This is a genomic window from Ruegeria sp. I3, assembly GCF_056532525.1.
The window spans coordinates 25,437-39,953 of the sequence record NZ_JBQFNI010000004.1 but is presented as its reverse complement, the minus strand read 5'-3'; the positions used below and the strand labels follow the sequence as shown (position 1 = coordinate 39,953).

Genomic DNA, 14,517 nt, shown 5'->3' with positions numbered 1-14,517 from the left:
GCGTGGCAAAGTCGGGCCATCCGCAATTGAAACGATAAGAAACCGGGAAGGGATGCGCTGATGAAAGAACGGGTCGAAATATTCGAGGTCGGGCCACGCGACGGCCTGCAGAACGAACAGCGCGAGATCCCGGTGGCCGAGAAGGTCGCCTTGGTCGATTGCCTCAGCCGGGCCGGTTTCAACCGGATCGAAGTTGCCAGTTTTGTCTCACCGAAATGGGTCCCGCAAATGGCGGGCAGCGGTGAAGTTATGGCTGGAATCACACGGACCGAAGGCGTGCGGTACGCTGCGCTGACGCCGAATATGCGCGGGTATGAGGACGCGTTGGCAGCCAAGGCAGATGAGATCGCGGTGTTTGCTTCGGCGTCCGAGGGATTCTCGAAAGCGAACATAAACGCGACGATTGCCGAATCCATCGAACGGTTTGTGCCCATTCTCGAAGCGGCACGACATATTGATCTGCCCGTCCGGGGCTATGTCTCGTGCGTGACCGACTGTCCCTATGACGGCCCGACCCCACCCGAGAAGGTGGCTGAGGTAGCGGACGCGCTGTTTGCCCATGGCTGCTATGAGATTTCGCTGGGGGACACAATTGGGCAGGGAACGCCGGACAAGATTGCTCATATGCTGCTGGCCGTGCGCGAACGAGTGCCGGTTACCCGGCTTGCAGGACATTTTCATGATACCAACGGGCGGGCAATCGACAACATAGACGCTTCGCTTGCCTTGGGTGTGCGGGTATTTGATACCGCCGTGGGCGGGCTGGGTGGTTGCCCTTATGCGCCGGGTGCGGCCGGTAATGTCGCAACCGAAGCCGTGACCGCACATCTGGAACGGTTGGGATATGAGACCGGTCTGGATGTGCCGGTTCTGGAACAGGCGGCGCGCATGGCGCGGGCAATGCGGGCGGAATAAGATATGTTCGAGACCATTACGCTGAACACAGACGCGCGTGGCGTGGCTACTCTGACGCTGGATCGACCCGAGAAGCACAACGCACTGTCGGCGCAGATGATTGCAGAGCTAACCCAGGCCGCTGGGCAATTGGCAAATGATGATGCGGTGCGGGTGGTGGTTCTGGCCGCCGCGGGCAAGAGCTTTTGCGCCGGGGGAGATCTGGGTTGGATGCAGGCGCAGATGGCTGCAGATCCCGAGACGCGTTTTGCCGAAGCGCGCAAGCTGGCTGAGATGCTGAATGCCTTAAATACGCTGCCCAAACCCTTGATCGGCGCGTTGCAGGGAAACGCGTTTGGTGGAGGTGTCGGGATGGCCTCGGTCTGCGATGTGGCGATCGGTGTGGAAAGCCTGAAGATGGGTCTGACCGAGACGCGGCTTGGCCTGATCCCGGCGACGATTGGACCCTATGTCATTGCCCGAATGGGCGAAGCACGGTCGCGGCGCGTCTTTATGTCTGCCCGCCTGTTCGAAGCGGCGGAAGCGGTCGAACTGGGCCTGCTGGCCCGCGCAGTGCCCGCTGAAACGTTGGCCGAGGCGGTTGAAGCCGAGGTGCTTCCCTATCTGTCCTGTGCACCCGGTGCAGTGTCTTCGGCCAAGCAGCTGATCCAGTCACTTGGGCCGCGAATTGATGACGCGGTGATTGACCACACCATTCGACAGCTTGTCGCGCGTTGGGAAACTGATGAGGCGCAAGAGGGAATCGGCGCCTTTTTCGACAAACGAAAACCTGCATGGATTAGTTAGGTTTAGCCGATCACTTTGTTCCAGAAGTGTTCTCCGCAATCGCCCACTGGATGATTGTAACAATGCCGACCTGCGCGTTTCTGTTCGGTTGACCCTCTGACCCCACAGGGATAGAGAATGTCCAGTCAAATCGCCAATTGACGGCGCACCCTTTCGGGACTTGCGCAGGAAAGGAGCTATACGTGGAAGACCTGCTGCGGGAGTACCTCCCGATTCTGGTGTTTCTGGCCGTTGCCGTAGGCCTTGGAATCGTACTGATTCTGGCTGCTGTGGTCCTGGCTGTCCGCAATCCCGACCCCGAAAAGGTCAGCGCCTATGAATGTGGTTTCAACGCCTTCGACGATGCGCGGATGAAGTTTGATGTCCGATTCTATCTGGTCGCGATTCTCTTCATCATCTTTGATCTGGAAATCGCCTTCCTGTTCCCCTGGGCCGTTGGCTTCAAAGACATCAGCGATGTTGGGTTCTGGTCGATGATGGTGTTTCTGGCGGTGCTGACCATCGGCTTTGCCTATGAATGGAAGAAAGGGGCCCTGGAATGGGAGTGATGACGGGCGCAAACACCGCCGGCGTCGACAAGGAAGTCGCCACCCAGGCCCTGAACGCGGAACTGCAGGACAAGGGGTTTCTGCTGACCTCGACCGAGGACATCATCAACTGGGCGCGGACCGGATCCTTGCACTGGATGACCTTTGGTCTGGCCTGCTGCGCGGTAGAGATGATGCACACGTCGATGCCACGGTATGACGCGGAACGGTTCGGCATCGCGCCTCGTGCGTCTCCGCGCCAGTCTGATGTGATGATCGTCGCTGGAACGCTGACCAACAAGATGGCCCCGGCGCTGCGCAAGGTTTATGACCAGATGCCCGAGCCGCGCTATGTGATCTCGATGGGGTCCTGCGCGAATGGCGGTGGGTATTACCACTATTCCTATTCCGTTGTGCGTGGCTGTGACCGGGTTGTTCCGGTGGACATCTACGTGCCCGGCTGCCCTCCAACCGCTGAGGCGTTGTTGTATGGACTGATGCAGCTGCAACGCAAAATCCGCCGAACCGGCACCATCGTACGCTGAGGGAGAGGTAGATGAGCGAAGCACTCAAAGAACTCGGCACTCAGTTGGAGCTGAAACGTGCAGATTGCGTTCTGGCCTGGGATGTGACCCATGGCGAGCTGAACGTCGATGTGGCTCCTTCGAATCTGGTGGAATTCATTGAGTTTCTCAAAAGTGAGCGGACCTGCCAGTTCTCGACCCTGGTTGACATCACCGGCGTCGACTACCCCGAACGGGCCAAGCGGTTCGATGTGGTCTACCACTTCCTGTCAATGTATCAGAACCAGCGCATTCGCTTGCGAGTCTCGATCCGAGAAGATGACATGGTGCCTTCAATCGTGGACGTGCACCCCTCTGCCAATTGGTTCGAGCGCGAGGTGTTCGACATGTTCGGCATCCTGTTCTCGGGTCATCCAGACTTGCGACGCATCCTTACGGATTATGGTTTCCGCGGCTATCCGCTGCGCAAGGATTTCCCGACCACTGGCTATACTGAAGTCCGCTATGACGAAGCGCAAAAGCGCGTGGTCTACGAACCGGTCTCATTGGTTCAGGAATACCGTCAATTTGATTTCATGTCCCCGTGGGAAGGTGCGAACTACATTCTTCCGGGGGATGAAAAACAGGAGTCGTAAGTCATGGAGTTCCTGATCTGGATTGCCGTCACGGTTGCCACGATTATCCCGATGCTGAAGCTGCTACCGCATTTTGGGATCGAGAAATACTGGGTCGTAGCCTGCGTCATCCCGATTGGAACGCTGATCCTGATTTGGATCATGGCCATGAAACTGCAAGAGATGGAGCGCCGCTGATGGGGCTGGGGGAACTGATTGCGTTGGGGGCGCTTGGGGTTCTGCTGGCTGGGGCCGCTGCCAAGGCAGCTGAGGCGGAAAAGGTCCGGGTACGGGCCGAAGCGAAGAAGAAACGAGGGCGTTGATGGACGGCTCAAGATACGATGACGGCAGCACGGACGCGCTGAGCGGAGAACAGAAGATCCGCAACTTCAACATTAACTTCGGCCCGCAACACCCTGCGGCGCACGGAGTTCTGCGACTTGTGCTTGAGCTGGACGGCGAGATCGTCGAACGTTGCGACCCGCATATCGGTCTGTTGCACCGTGGTACCGAAAAGCTGATGGAAAGTCGGACGTATCTGCAGAATCTGCCGTATTTCGACCGTCTTGATTACGTGGCACCGATGAACCAGGAACATGCCTGGTGTCTGGCCATCGAAAAACTGACCGGTGTTGAAGTACCGCGTCGCGGCTCTTTGATCCGCGTTTTGTATTCCGAGATCGGTCGTATTCTTAACCACCTGCTGAACGTGACCACTCAGGCCATGGACGTTGGCGCGCTGACCCCGCCTCTGTGGGGTTTTGAGGAACGCGAAAAGCTGATGGTGTTCTACGAGCGTGCTTGCGGTGCCCGCCTGCACGCCGCCTATTTCCGCCCCGGTGGCGTTCATCAGGACCTGCCGCCGGAACTGCTGGACGATATCGAGGCTTGGAGCCACGAGTTTCCCGCCGTTCTCGATGACATTGACGGCCTGTTGACCGAAAACCGCATCTTCAAACAGCGCAACGCCGATATTGGTGTCGTGACCGAGGATGACATTCAGAAATACGGCTTCTCGGGCGTAATGGTGCGCGGATCGGGGCTGGCATGGGACCTGCGCCGCGCGCAGCCCTATGAATGCTATGACGAGTTCGAGTTTCAGATTCCAGTCGGAAAGAACGGCGATTGCTATGACCGCTATCTGGTGCGCATGGAAGAGATGCGCCAGTCGCTGCTGATCATCCGTCAGGCCATCGCCAAAATCCGCGACTGTCCCGGAGACGTTCTGGCGCGCGGAAAGATCACCCCGCCGAAACGTTCGGACATGAAGACCTCGATGGAAAGTCTGATCCATCACTTCAAGCTCTACACCGAAGGCTTCCACGTCCCCGCAGGCGAGGTCTATGCCGCTGTCGAAGCCCCCAAGGGCGAGTTCGGCGTATATCTGGTCGCCGACGGCACTAACAAACCCTACCGCGCCAAACTCCGCGCGCCGGGGTTCCTGCACTTGCAAGCCATGGACCACGTCGCCGGAGGCCACCAACTGGCCGACGTCGCCGCGATTATCGGCACCATGGACGTCGTATTTGGAGAGATTGACCGCTAATGCTCCGCCGTCTTCACGCCGAACAACCCGAAAGCTTCGCCTTCACTGCTGCTAACCAGCAATGGGCCGAAGCGCAAATAACCAAATATCCCGAGGGGCGTCAGGCCAGTGCGGTCATCCCGCTGCTGTGGCGCGCGCAGGAGCAGGAGGGATGGCTGAGCCGTCCGGCGATCGAATCCGTCGCCGACATGCTTGGTATGGCCTATATCCGCGTTCTTGAGGTTGCCTCGTTCTACTTCATGTTCCAACTGCAGCCGGTTGGTTCGGTTGCGCATATTCAGGTCTGCGGCACGACCTCCTGTATGATCTGCGGGGCCGAAGATCTGATTGCGGTTTGCAAGGAAAAGATCGCTGCAAAGCCGCATGAACTGTCTGCTGATGGCAAGCTGAGCTGGGAAGAGGTGGAATGCCTCGGATCTTGCACCAATGCCCCGATGGCGCAGATCGGTAAGGATTACTACGAAGATCTAACGACCGAGAGCTTTGGCAAGATTCTCGATGATCTGGTGGCGGGCAAAGTGCCGACTCCGGGTCCTCAGAACGGGCGCTATGCGGCGGAACCCCTCAAAGGGCTGACAAGCCTGACAGAATATGACAGCGGCAGAACGCAGTATAACGCCAGCGTCCAGCTAGCGAGCGATCTGGGTGATACCGTCAAGCGCATCGACGGGACCGAGGTTCCGATCCTGACCCCGTGGCTGGGCAAGGATGGCAAAGCAGCAGCGACCAAAGCCGCGCCGAAGCCACCCAAAGCGCCGACCCCCGCGAAACCTGCTGTGAAACAGGCCGCAGAAGCGAAAGCAGCGAAAGAGGATCAGCCGGAAACGCTGAAAGAAGCGCGGGGTGGCAAGCCGGATGATCTCAAGATGCTCAAGGGCGTTGGTCCGAAGCTGGAAGAAACCCTGAACGGGCTGGGCTTTTATCATTATGACCAGATCGCTGCATGGACGCCTGAGCAGGTGGCCTGGGTCGATGCACGGCTGAAATTCAAAGGCCGGATCGAGCGGGACGGGTGGATCGAACAAGCCGCGAAACTGGCTGCAGGTGAAGAAACCGAGTTTGCCAAACGTGCCAAAGAAGACGGCACTTACGAAAATTAAACGAGTGCCCGCCTAGGGCATCAGGACAAGATGGATACGGACAAGGAACTGGCCATAGCCCGCAAGGGCCGACATATCGGCATCGTCATTGCGGTGACGATGGTGATTTGGCTTGGAATGACCTTGTTCATTGGCCCTGCAATCGGATTGCCGGGGCGTTATGCGCTGCTGTTTGATTTTGCCGCTTTGGCAGGATTCATCTATGCGGGCGTCAACATATTTCAACTCTGGCGCATGCGTCAGGACAGCCAAAGGTAACTGAGCGATGCTGAAGGATCAGGACAGGATCTTTACCAACATCTACGGGATGCACGAGCGCACTTTGAAAGGCGCGCAGGCCCGGGGGCATTGGGACGGCACCGCTGGCCTAATTGAAAAGGGCCGTGACTGGATCATCCAGACGATGAAGGATTCAGGTCTGCGCGGCCGTGGTGGTGCGGGTTTCCCGACCGGTCTGAAATGGTCTTTCATGCCCAAGGAAAGCGATGGTCGCCCGGCTTATCTGGTGGTGAACGCGGATGAATCCGAACCCGGGACGTGCAAAGACCGCGAGATTATGCGTCATGATCCGCACACGCTGATCGAGGGGTGCCTGATCGCGTCTTTCGCAATGAACGCGAATACTTGCTACATCTACCTGCGCGGCGAATACATCCGCGAGCGTGAGGCTCTGCAGATCGCGATTGACGAAGCCTATGACGCGGGTCTGCTCGGGAAGAATGCTGCTGGTTCCGGCTGGGATTTCGACCTGTTCCTGCATCACGGCGCTGGGGCTTATATCTGCGGCGAGGAAACTGCTCTGATCGAAAGCCTTGAGGGCAAGAAGGGTATGCCGCGCATGAAGCCTCCGTTTCCGGCGGGTGCGGGGCTGTATGGCTGTCCGACTACCGTGAATAACGTGGAATCGATTGCGGTTGTGCCGACCATCCTGCGGCGTGGCGCGGACTGGTTCGCTGGCTTTGGTCGACAGAACAACGCGGGCACCAAGCTATTTGCGATCTCAGGTCACGTGAACAATCCCTGCGTCGTTGAAGAAGCGATGTCGATTTCCTTCGAAGAGCTGATTGATACCCATTGCGGCGGCATTCGTGGCGGCTGGGACAATCTGCTGGCGGTAATACCCGGCGGGTCTTCGGTGCCATGCGTGCGCGGTGAGAACATGCGCGACGCGATCATGGATTTTGACTATCTGCGCGGAGAACTGGGCTCGGGTCTAGGCACGGCAGCAGTCATCGTGATGGACAGGTCCACCGACATCATCAAGGCAATCTGGCGGTTGTCGAAGTTCTACAAGCACGAAAGTTGCGGCCAGTGTACGCCATGTCGTGAAGGCACTGGTTGGATGATGCGCGTGATGGACCGTCTTGTACGCGGTGAAGCCGAACTGGAAGAGATCGACATGCTGTTTGACGTCACCAAACAGGTTGAAGGCCACACGATCTGCGCCCTTGGCGATGCGGCGGCCTGGCCGATCCAAGGTCTGATCCGCAATTTCCGAGAAGAAATAGAGGACCGCATCAAGGCCCAGAAATCGGGCCGCATGGGTGCGATGGCAGCGGAGTAAAATCGATGGAAGTCTATGCCGAATATTCCCACGCGATCGCCGCTTTGGTGATCTTTACCCTGATCGTTCTGTTCATGTCGCCGTTCTCGGCGCTTGCAAAAGCGGGCAAGGGGCTGGCACCGGGGGCCACTCCGGATCAGGATTATTCGGACAGGGCCTATCGTTTGAACCGCGCTTATCTGAACGGCACTGAAACTCTGCCTGCCTTTTTGACTGTTACAGTCGCGGCGATCCTGTTGGGGGCCAGCCCGTTCTGGGTGAACCTGCTGGCCTCAGTAGCGCTGCTGGCGCGGGTTGTTATGTTGGTGATTCACCTGCGCGGGATCGGCAAGCCGCATAGCGGGGTCCGGTCTGTTGCTTATGTGGTTGGATGGGCCTGCATGTTCATTCTTGGCCTTATTGCTTTGGTGGCCGCGTTTTGATCCAGCCCGAAGGATATCATCTGGCCGAGTTGAATGTCGGCCGTTTGTTGGCGCCAACAGACGATCCGCGCGTGGCTGAATTCATGGCCAACCTGGATCGCGTCAACGGGCTTGGCAAGCGGATGTCCGGCTTTGTCTGGATGATGGAAGGGTCCGGAGAACCGGGAACAGGCAACACCGAAAACAGCATCGGGGATGATCCGCAATTCGTCGCGAACCTGACGGTTTGGGAAGACGTCGCCAGCCTTGAGAAATTTGTTTGGGGGACTATCCACAAACAGTTCTACGAGCGTCGGCAAGAGTGGTTCGAAATCCTTGGCGAACAACATTTTGTCATGTGGTGGGTGCGGGAAGGGCATTGCCCCAGTTTGGCCGAAGCGCTGGATCGTCTGGAAAAGCTGCGCTCGGAAGGACCCAGCGAGCATGCCTTTGGGTGGGCAGAATTGAAACAGGCCAGCAAGTGGCGCGACAATCGTTGCGTTCAGGTCGCGGCGGAGTGAGCGGGATGTTGTTTCATACGCTTTCTCCTGCGCATCAGCGGATGCCACAAGCGCCAGCCACGAAACAGGAGTGGTCATGATGGCGAAACGCGTATTCGTAATGACAATTGTATTGGTGGGAAGCTTACTTGTATCTGCCTGCGGTACAGCGAAATCGAGGGCGACCCGCGTGGCGTTTGATGGCATTTTCTTCAACGCCAACGCTAAACACGTGGATAAGAAGACGACACCTACCGATTTCACTGTGACTGTGAATGGCGTTTCGCAGTCATTGGAAGGCGCACGCGAAGCAGGCCGTTATGAGGGCACAAAATTCTGCATTCAGAATTTTGGATCGTCCAGAATTGTATGGAAGGTTGGGCCGGAGACCGAGCCGCAAAATCTACGGATCGAAAACGATAAGCTCACATATGCCGGAAGCTGTCAGCGACCATGAGCCACCGTATCGCATATCACGGCAAAACCCATGGGCTGTTATTGCATAGCAGCCCGGCTGACCGCCGTCTTGGGAATCCCAAGACGAAAGGAAATGTCATGACCGTTGTACGACTTCTGGCCGCGATTTGCGCGATTTCGATGCCTGTAATGGCCGAAGCCAAACCACCCTTGAGGGATGTCAAAGAGATCGACAACGAACTCTACTACATCGCGATCGCAAATGAGATTTCGGAGTACTGTCCGTCGATCAGCGGGCGTCGACTTAAGGCGATTGGGGTGATGTGGGATCTGCGGTCCAAGGCGAACAAACTGGGATATTCGGACAAGGAAATCCGCGCCTATGTGGACTCGGATGCCGAGAAAGACAGGATGCGTGCCAAGGGTGAGGCGTATCTGACCCAAAACGGCGTGTCTTATGAAAATCCCAATTCTTTCTGCACGTTGGGGCGGAAAGAGATTCAAAGAAACAGCGCCATCGGCGTGTATTTGAGGGCGAACTAGCGATGTCTGACCTCCGCAAAGTCAATATCGACGGGCAGGAAATCGAAGTCGATGGCGCGATGACACTGATCCAGGCCTGCGAGCAGGCCGGGGTCGAAGTGCCGCGCTTTTGCTATCACGAGCGTCTGTCGATTGCCGGGAACTGCCGGATGTGTCTGGTTGAGGTCGTGGGCGGCCCGCCGAAACCGGCGGCCTCCTGCGCGATGCAGGTGCGCGATCTGCGTCCGGGTCCGGAAGGGCAGGCACCGGTGGTCAAGACGAACTCGCCCATGGTCAAGAAGGCCCGCGAAGGGGTGATGGAGTTTCTGCTGATCAACCACCCGCTGGATTGCCCGATCTGCGATCAGGGCGGTGAGTGTGACCTGCAGGATCAGGCCATGGCCTATGGTCTGTCAGGGACGCGCTTCAAAGAAGCCAAGCGTGCCGTGGATGATCTGGACCTTGGTCCGCTGGTTGGCACCGCGATGACTCGCTGCATCAGTTGTACTCGTTGCGTGCGCTTCACCACCGAGGTTGCCGGGATCACTCAGATGGGCCAGACCGGGCGTGGCGAAGATGCCGAGATCACCTCGTACCTGAACCAGACGCTGGATTCGAACCTGCAGGGCAACATCATCGATCTGTGCCCGGTAGGGGCGTTGACCTCGAAGCCATATGCATTCACCGCTCGCCCTTGGGAACTGACCAAAACCGAGAGTATCGACGTGATGGACGCTTTGGGCTCAAGCATCCGTGTAGATACCAAAGGGCGTGAAGTGATGCGCTTTCTGCCGCGCAACCATGACGGTGTGAACGAGGAATGGATTAGCGACAAGACCCGCTTTGTCTGGGACGGGTTGCGGCGCCAACGGCTGGACAAGCCGTATGTGCGGGAAAACGGCAAGCTGCGACCAGCCACTTGGCCCGAGGCATTGACCAAAGCCGCTGAGGCACTGAAAGGGGCTGAGAAGCCAGCCGGGATTGTCGGTGATCTGGCTCCAGTTGAGGCCACATTCGCACTCAAACAGATGATCGAAGGGCAAGGCGGTATCGTTGAGTGCCGCACCGACGGCGCCAAACTGCCTGCGGGTAACCGAGCAGCCTATGCCGGGACCGCGGCAATCGAAGATATTGATGCGGCTGAACGTATCCTGTTGATCGGGACCAACCCGCGTGACGAGGCTCCGGTTTTGAATGCTCGTATCCGCAAGGCCTGGGCACACGGCGCCGAGGTGGCCCTGGTCGGGCCTGCCGTCGATCTGACCTATGAGTATCACCATGTAGGCAGCGACCGTGCCGCGCTGCAGACCATCGTTGATATGGGTGGTGATGATGAGATCAAGGGCAAGCGCTCTCTTGTCATCGTCGGGCAGGGCGCGCTGCAGGAGGCCGATGGCTCTGCCGTTCTGGCCGCCGCGCAAGCCATTGCAAGCAATACCGAAAGTGGGCTGATCGTTCTGCACACCGCAGCATCGCGCGTGGGTGCGATGGATGTGGATGCGACCAACGAAAGTGGCATGGAGGCGGTCAACGCGGCCGATGTGATCTATAACCTCGGTGCTGACGAAGTCGAGATCGGCGAGGGTGCTTTTGTGATCTATCAGGGCAGTCACGGCGATCGTGGCGCGCACCGCGCAGATGTGATCCTGCCGGGGGCGGCTTACACAGAAGAAAACGGTCTGTTCGTGAACACCGAAGGGCGTCCTCAACTCGCCATGCGCGCAGGCTTTGCACCGGGAGAGGCCAAGGAAAACTGGGCAATCCTAAGGGCGTTGTCTGCCGAGCTGGGGGCTACTCTGCCCTACGATACATTGGCTCAATTGCGCACCTCCTTGCTCGAATCTGTTCCGCATCTGGCGCGCATTGATGAGGTGATTGAGAATGAAGCAGCGGCGCTACAAGCCGGAAAATTGGGTGAAGCCAGCTTCCGCAATGCAATCAAGGATTTCTACCTGACCAACCCGATTGCCCGCGCCTCCCAATTGATGGCCGAACTATCGGCACAGGCGCAGACCCGCAAGACTGAGAAGATTGCGGCTGAATGAATCAGAAACGTTTCATATCACAGACGTACGCGGTGCCCGGGTGGCAGATAGCCGCGCCGGATTTGCGTGTGAAATTGAAGATTAAGGGTGGCGTACAGACGGCAGATGCTGTTTACACCAACGCGCCGACCCAGCCGCAGATTGCGCAGGCATCTGGCCTTTGCATCGCACGCGGAAACCAAAATACCCACGGTGTGAGGACCAATGGCTGACTTCTTTAACACCCCAGGCGGAATAGCCATCATCATTCTGGCGCAAGTGCTTGCTGTTGTTGCGTTCGTGATGATCTCGCTGTTGTTCCTCGTTTACGGCGACCGCAAGATCTGGGCCGCCGTCCAGATGCGTCGCGGCCCCAACGTTGTCGGCGTATACGGCCTGCTGCAATCGGTGGCGGACGCACTGAAATATGTGGTGAAAGAGGTCGTCATTCCCGCAGGTGCCGACCGTACGGTGTTTATCCTCGCACCATTGACCAGTTTTGTCCTCGCGATGATCGCCTGGGCGGTGATCCCGTTCAACGATGGCTGGGTCCTGTCGGACATCAACGTCGCCATCCTCTATGTCTTCGCAGTCTCATCGCTTGAGGTTTATGGCGTGATTATGGGTGGTTGGGCGTCGAACTCAAAGTATCCATTCCTTGGGTCGCTGCGCTCTGCCGCGCAGATGATTTCATACGAGGTATCCATCGGTCTGATCATCATCGGCATCATCATCTCGACCGGTTCGATGAACTTTGGTGATATCGTCCGCGCACAGGATGGCTCGTTCGGGTTCTTCAGCTGGTACTGGCTGCCGCATTTCCCGATGGTGTTCCTGTTTTTCATCTCGGCATTGGCTGAAACCAACCGTCCACCCTTCGATCTGCCCGAGGCGGAATCGGAACTGGTTGCAGGCTATCAGGTCGAATACTCGGCCACGCCTTTCCTGCTTTTCATGGCTGGTGAATACATCGCCATCTTCCTGATGTGTGCTCTGACCACACTGCTGTTCTTTGGCGGCTGGCTGTCCCCGATCCCAGGCCTGCCTGACGGCGTATTGTGGATGGTTGCCAAGATGGCGTTCTTCTTCTTCATCTTCGCGATGGTCAAGGCGATCACACCCCGCTACCGCTATGACCAGTTGATGCGCCTGGGTTGGAAAGTGTTCTTGCCGTTCAGCCTCGTCTGGGTCGTCTTCGTGGCCTTCGCGGCGAAATTCGACTGGTTCTGGGGCGCGTTTGCCCGTTGGAGCGTAGGAGGCTGATATGACTCAAATCGACTACACCCGCGCCGCCAAGTATTTCCTGCTGCAGGACTTCTGGGTCGGAATGAAATTGGGCTTGAAGTATTTCTTCGCCCCAAAAGCCACCGTGAACTACCCGCATGAAAAGGGGCCCTTGTCCCCGCGGTTCCGGGGTGAACATGCCCTGCGCCGTTATCCGAACGGTGAGGAACGCTGCATCGCCTGCAAACTGTGCGAAGCGATCTGTCCTGCACAAGCCATCACCATCGATGCCGAGCCGCGCGAAGACGGAAGCCGCCGCACCACGCGCTATGACATCGACATGACCAAATGCATCTATTGCGGTTTCTGCCAGGAGGCATGTCCGGTTGATGCCATCGTCGAGGGCCCGAATTTCGAATTCGCCACCGAAACCCGGGAAGAGTTGTTCTACGACAAGCAGAAACTGCTGGATAATGGCGAACGCTGGGAAGCCGAAATCGCTCGCAATCTGGAAATGGACGCGCCGTACAGATGAGTGACAGTCCGACAAATCCGTTCGAGCTGATGATGAAGCAAGCTCAGGACATGGCCAAGGCGATGAACCCGGCGATGGAAAATTTCTCGCCCAAAGGGTTCGAGGCGCTGTGGCCGACCATGCCGAAAGAGGTCATGGAGATGATGTTCGGCAATACCGTCAACAAGGACGGGCTGGACGCCAAAACTCGCCTTCTGCTGACGCTGGCCGGGCTGACCTGTCAGGGCGCTCAGGCGGACTCGGCGGTGCGTCAGACCGTGCGCCATGCGCTGGAAGCTGGCGCCAAGAAACAAGAGATCGTGGAAACGATCGGTCAGATGTCGGTCTTTGCCGGCATCCCGGCCATGACCCGTGCGCTGGATCTGGCGCAAGAGGTCATGGGTGATAACGAGGATGAGGATCAATGACCGTCTTTGCCTTCTATCTGTTTGCCATCAGCGCCATCACCGGCGGGCTGTTCACGGTGATCAGCCGCCAGCCGGTGCATTCGGTGCTGTGGCTGATCCTGTCCTTTCTGTCCTCGGCGGGCCTGTTCGTGCTGCTGGGGGCCGAGTTCGTGGCGATGCTGCTGATTATCGTTTACGTCGGCGCGGTCGCGGTTCTGTTCCTCTTCGTGGTGATGATGCTGGATGTGGACTTTGCCGAGCTGAAGGCCGAGATGGCGCGCTACATGCCGCTGGCGCTGTTGATCGGATTGGTGATCCTGATGCAGTTCGTCATGGCCATCGGAGCATGGGACAGCGCGCAGGGTGCCGCCGCCAATCTGGCGCAGCCGGTACCGAGCGACCGCCACAACACTGAGGCGCTCGGCGTCATTCTATACGATCAATACTTCCTTCTGTTCCAACTGGCGGGCCTGATCCTGCTGGTGGCCATGATCGGTGCCATTGTGCTGACACTGCGCCACCGTCAGGACATCAAGCGTCAGGACATCATCGGCCAGATGATGCGCGACCCGGCCAAAGCGATGGAGTTGAAGGACGTGAAACCGGGGCAGGGACTTTGAGACGATGATCGGACTTGAACACTATCTTACGGTCGCGGCGACGCTATTCGTCATCGGCATCTTCGGTCTCTTCCTGAACCGCAAGAACGTCATCATCCTGCTGATGAGCATCGAGTTGATGCTGCTGGCGGTGAATATCAACCTCGTGGCGTTCTCTAGTTTCCTCGGCGATCTGGTCGGGCAGGTCTTTACGCTGTTCGTGTTGACAGTTGCGGCGGCTGAGGCGGCGATTGGCCTTGCCATTCTGGTCTGCTTCTTCCGCAACCGTGGCACCATCGCGGTTGAAGACGTCAATATGATGAAGGGGTAAGA

The 14,517-nt window shown here is 57.8% G+C and carries 21 protein-coding genes; all 21 read left to right on the top strand.

All coding sequences use genetic code 11. The features are described 5' to 3' along the window. Positions 1-60 precede the first annotated feature (60 nt). The 21 genes from ACR0L9_RS12455 to nuoK all read left to right on the top strand — a co-directional run bounded on the left by ACR0L9_RS12455 (position 61) and on the right by nuoK (position 14,515). Entirely contained in the window at positions 61-915 is an 855-nt protein-coding gene (locus tag ACR0L9_RS12455) for a hydroxymethylglutaryl-CoA lyase (protein WP_170397063.1), read from the top strand. Between the two features lie 3 nt (positions 916-918). Beyond that, positions 919-1,701, top strand: a complete 783-nt coding sequence (locus ACR0L9_RS12450) for a crotonase/enoyl-CoA hydratase family protein (RefSeq protein WP_480561217.1) — start codon at positions 919-921, stop codon at positions 1,699-1,701. Between the two features lie 182 nt (positions 1,702-1,883). Further along, positions 1,884-2,249: an NADH-quinone oxidoreductase subunit A gene (locus tag ACR0L9_RS12445; protein ID WP_010442778.1), complete on the top strand. Its 366-nt coding sequence runs from the start codon at positions 1,884-1,886 to the stop codon at positions 2,247-2,249. After that, complete coding sequence (locus tag ACR0L9_RS12440) at positions 2,240-2,773, top strand: NuoB/complex I 20 kDa subunit family protein (RefSeq protein ID WP_010442777.1); 534 nt, start codon at positions 2,240-2,242, stop codon at positions 2,771-2,773. Before ACR0L9_RS12445 ends, ACR0L9_RS12440 begins: the two co-directional genes overlap by 10 nt. An 11-nt stretch (positions 2,774-2,784) precedes the next feature. Next, the gene (locus ACR0L9_RS12435; protein WP_170424113.1) at positions 2,785-3,387 is read left to right on the top strand and encodes an NADH-quinone oxidoreductase subunit C; all 603 of its coding nucleotides are present in this window, start codon (positions 2,785-2,787) and stop codon (positions 3,385-3,387) included. Between the two features lie 3 nt (positions 3,388-3,390). After that, positions 3,391-3,564, top strand: coding sequence for a hypothetical protein (locus tag ACR0L9_RS12430; RefSeq protein ID WP_170397057.1), 174 nt, complete (start codon positions 3,391-3,393; stop codon positions 3,562-3,564). After that, positions 3,564-3,689 (top strand): hypothetical protein, encoded by a 126-nt coding sequence (locus ACR0L9_RS12425; protein ID WP_010442774.1) that lies wholly within the window; start codon positions 3,564-3,566, stop codon positions 3,687-3,689. Before ACR0L9_RS12430 ends, ACR0L9_RS12425 begins: the two co-directional genes overlap by 1 nt. Continuing rightward, complete coding sequence (locus ACR0L9_RS12420; RefSeq protein ID WP_010442773.1) at positions 3,689-4,912, top strand: NADH-quinone oxidoreductase subunit D; 1,224 nt, start codon at positions 3,689-3,691, stop codon at positions 4,910-4,912. Before ACR0L9_RS12425 ends, ACR0L9_RS12420 begins: the two co-directional genes overlap by 1 nt. After that, on the top strand, positions 4,912-6,012 hold the full coding sequence (nuoE, locus tag ACR0L9_RS12415) for an NADH-quinone oxidoreductase subunit NuoE (RefSeq protein ID WP_480895782.1): 1,101 nt from the start codon (positions 4,912-4,914) through the stop codon (positions 6,010-6,012). Before ACR0L9_RS12420 ends, nuoE begins: the two co-directional genes overlap by 1 nt. Before the next feature lie 30 nt (positions 6,013-6,042). Further along, positions 6,043-6,270 carry a DUF5337 domain-containing protein gene (locus ACR0L9_RS12410; RefSeq protein WP_170404000.1) on the top strand — a complete coding sequence of 76 codons (228 nt, stop codon included), beginning with the start codon at positions 6,043-6,045 and terminating at the stop codon, positions 6,268-6,270. Positions 6,271-6,277: 7 nt separating this feature from the next. Beyond that, positions 6,278-7,576, top strand: coding sequence for an NADH-quinone oxidoreductase subunit NuoF (gene nuoF / locus ACR0L9_RS12405; protein WP_170511589.1), 1,299 nt, complete (start codon positions 6,278-6,280; stop codon positions 7,574-7,576). A gap of 5 nt (positions 7,577-7,581) precedes the next feature. Beyond that, entirely contained in the window at positions 7,582-7,998 is a 417-nt protein-coding gene (locus tag ACR0L9_RS12400) for an MAPEG family protein (RefSeq protein WP_170424105.1), read from the top strand. After that, on the top strand, positions 7,995-8,498 hold the full coding sequence (locus tag ACR0L9_RS12395; RefSeq protein WP_170403991.1) for a DUF3291 domain-containing protein: 504 nt from the start codon (positions 7,995-7,997) through the stop codon (positions 8,496-8,498). The genes ACR0L9_RS12400 and ACR0L9_RS12395 overlap by 4 nt, the downstream gene beginning before the upstream one ends. A gap of 79 nt (positions 8,499-8,577) precedes the next feature. Next, positions 8,578-8,934 (top strand): hypothetical protein, encoded by a 357-nt coding sequence (locus ACR0L9_RS12390; protein WP_480895781.1) that lies wholly within the window; start codon positions 8,578-8,580, stop codon positions 8,932-8,934. A gap of 98 nt (positions 8,935-9,032) precedes the next feature. Further along, a complete protein-coding gene (locus tag ACR0L9_RS12385) occupies positions 9,033-9,437 on the top strand; it encodes a DUF5333 domain-containing protein (RefSeq protein ID WP_480895780.1) in 405 nt (134 codons plus the stop codon). Between the two features lie 2 nt (positions 9,438-9,439). Further along, a complete protein-coding gene (gene nuoG, locus ACR0L9_RS12380; protein WP_170564942.1) occupies positions 9,440-11,461 on the top strand; it encodes an NADH-quinone oxidoreductase subunit NuoG in 2,022 nt (673 codons plus the stop codon). A gap of 204 nt (positions 11,462-11,665) precedes the next feature. Further along, complete coding sequence (nuoH, locus tag ACR0L9_RS12375) at positions 11,666-12,703, top strand: NADH-quinone oxidoreductase subunit NuoH (protein WP_039534288.1); 1,038 nt, start codon at positions 11,666-11,668, stop codon at positions 12,701-12,703. Position 12,704: 1 nt separating this feature from the next. Continuing rightward, positions 12,705-13,199, top strand: coding sequence for an NADH-quinone oxidoreductase subunit NuoI (nuoI, locus tag ACR0L9_RS12370; protein ID WP_170397042.1), 495 nt, complete (start codon positions 12,705-12,707; stop codon positions 13,197-13,199). Further along, a complete protein-coding gene (locus tag ACR0L9_RS12365; protein ID WP_010442761.1) occupies positions 13,196-13,606 on the top strand; it encodes a carboxymuconolactone decarboxylase family protein in 411 nt (136 codons plus the stop codon). The genes nuoI and ACR0L9_RS12365 overlap by 4 nt, the downstream gene beginning before the upstream one ends. After that, a complete protein-coding gene (locus ACR0L9_RS12360; protein WP_170397038.1) occupies positions 13,603-14,205 on the top strand; it encodes an NADH-quinone oxidoreductase subunit J in 603 nt (200 codons plus the stop codon). Before ACR0L9_RS12365 ends, ACR0L9_RS12360 begins: the two co-directional genes overlap by 4 nt. 4 nt (positions 14,206-14,209) lie before the next feature. Continuing rightward, entirely contained in the window at positions 14,210-14,515 is a 306-nt protein-coding gene (gene nuoK, locus ACR0L9_RS12355) for an NADH-quinone oxidoreductase subunit NuoK (protein WP_005984024.1), read from the top strand. Positions 14,516-14,517 lie beyond the last annotated feature (2 nt).

What these genes read in the sequence shown, in the direction of transcription:
- ACR0L9_RS12440 (WP_010442777.1), top strand. Translation starts at nt 2,240, where the DNA reads ATGGGAGTGATGACGGGCGCAAACACCGCCGGCGTCGACAAGGAAGTC.
- ACR0L9_RS12385 (WP_480895780.1), top strand. Translation starts at nt 9,033, where the DNA reads ATGACCGTTGTACGACTTCTGGCCGCGATTTGCGCGATTTCGATGCCT.
- nuoI (WP_170397042.1), top strand. Translation starts at nt 12,705, where the DNA reads ATGACTCAAATCGACTACACCCGCGCCGCCAAGTATTTCCTGCTGCAG.
- nuoE (WP_480895782.1), top strand. Translation starts at nt 4,912, where the DNA reads ATGCTCCGCCGTCTTCACGCCGAACAACCCGAAAGCTTCGCCTTCACT.
- ACR0L9_RS12390 (WP_480895781.1), top strand. Translation starts at nt 8,578, where the DNA reads ATGGCGAAACGCGTATTCGTAATGACAATTGTATTGGTGGGAAGCTTA.
- ACR0L9_RS12425 (WP_010442774.1), top strand. Translation starts at nt 3,564, where the DNA reads ATGGGGCTGGGGGAACTGATTGCGTTGGGGGCGCTTGGGGTTCTGCTG.
- ACR0L9_RS12400 (WP_170424105.1), top strand. Translation starts at nt 7,582, where the DNA reads ATGGAAGTCTATGCCGAATATTCCCACGCGATCGCCGCTTTGGTGATC.
- ACR0L9_RS12435 (WP_170424113.1), top strand. Translation starts at nt 2,785, where the DNA reads ATGAGCGAAGCACTCAAAGAACTCGGCACTCAGTTGGAGCTGAAACGT.
- ACR0L9_RS12450 (WP_480561217.1), top strand. Translation starts at nt 919, where the DNA reads ATGTTCGAGACCATTACGCTGAACACAGACGCGCGTGGCGTGGCTACT.
- nuoG (WP_170564942.1), top strand. Translation starts at nt 9,440, where the DNA reads ATGTCTGACCTCCGCAAAGTCAATATCGACGGGCAGGAAATCGAAGTC.
- ACR0L9_RS12360 (WP_170397038.1), top strand. Translation starts at nt 13,603, where the DNA reads ATGACCGTCTTTGCCTTCTATCTGTTTGCCATCAGCGCCATCACCGGC.
- ACR0L9_RS12455 (WP_170397063.1), top strand. Translation starts at nt 61, where the DNA reads ATGAAAGAACGGGTCGAAATATTCGAGGTCGGGCCACGCGACGGCCTG.
- ACR0L9_RS12410 (WP_170404000.1), top strand. Translation starts at nt 6,043, where the DNA reads ATGGATACGGACAAGGAACTGGCCATAGCCCGCAAGGGCCGACATATC.
- ACR0L9_RS12420 (WP_010442773.1), top strand. Translation starts at nt 3,689, where the DNA reads ATGGACGGCTCAAGATACGATGACGGCAGCACGGACGCGCTGAGCGGA.
- ACR0L9_RS12430 (WP_170397057.1), top strand. Translation starts at nt 3,391, where the DNA reads ATGGAGTTCCTGATCTGGATTGCCGTCACGGTTGCCACGATTATCCCG.
- nuoH (WP_039534288.1), top strand. Translation starts at nt 11,666, where the DNA reads ATGGCTGACTTCTTTAACACCCCAGGCGGAATAGCCATCATCATTCTG.
- nuoF (WP_170511589.1), top strand. Translation starts at nt 6,278, where the DNA reads ATGCTGAAGGATCAGGACAGGATCTTTACCAACATCTACGGGATGCAC.
- ACR0L9_RS12365 (WP_010442761.1), top strand. Translation starts at nt 13,196, where the DNA reads ATGAGTGACAGTCCGACAAATCCGTTCGAGCTGATGATGAAGCAAGCT.
- nuoK (WP_005984024.1), top strand. Translation starts at nt 14,210, where the DNA reads ATGATCGGACTTGAACACTATCTTACGGTCGCGGCGACGCTATTCGTC.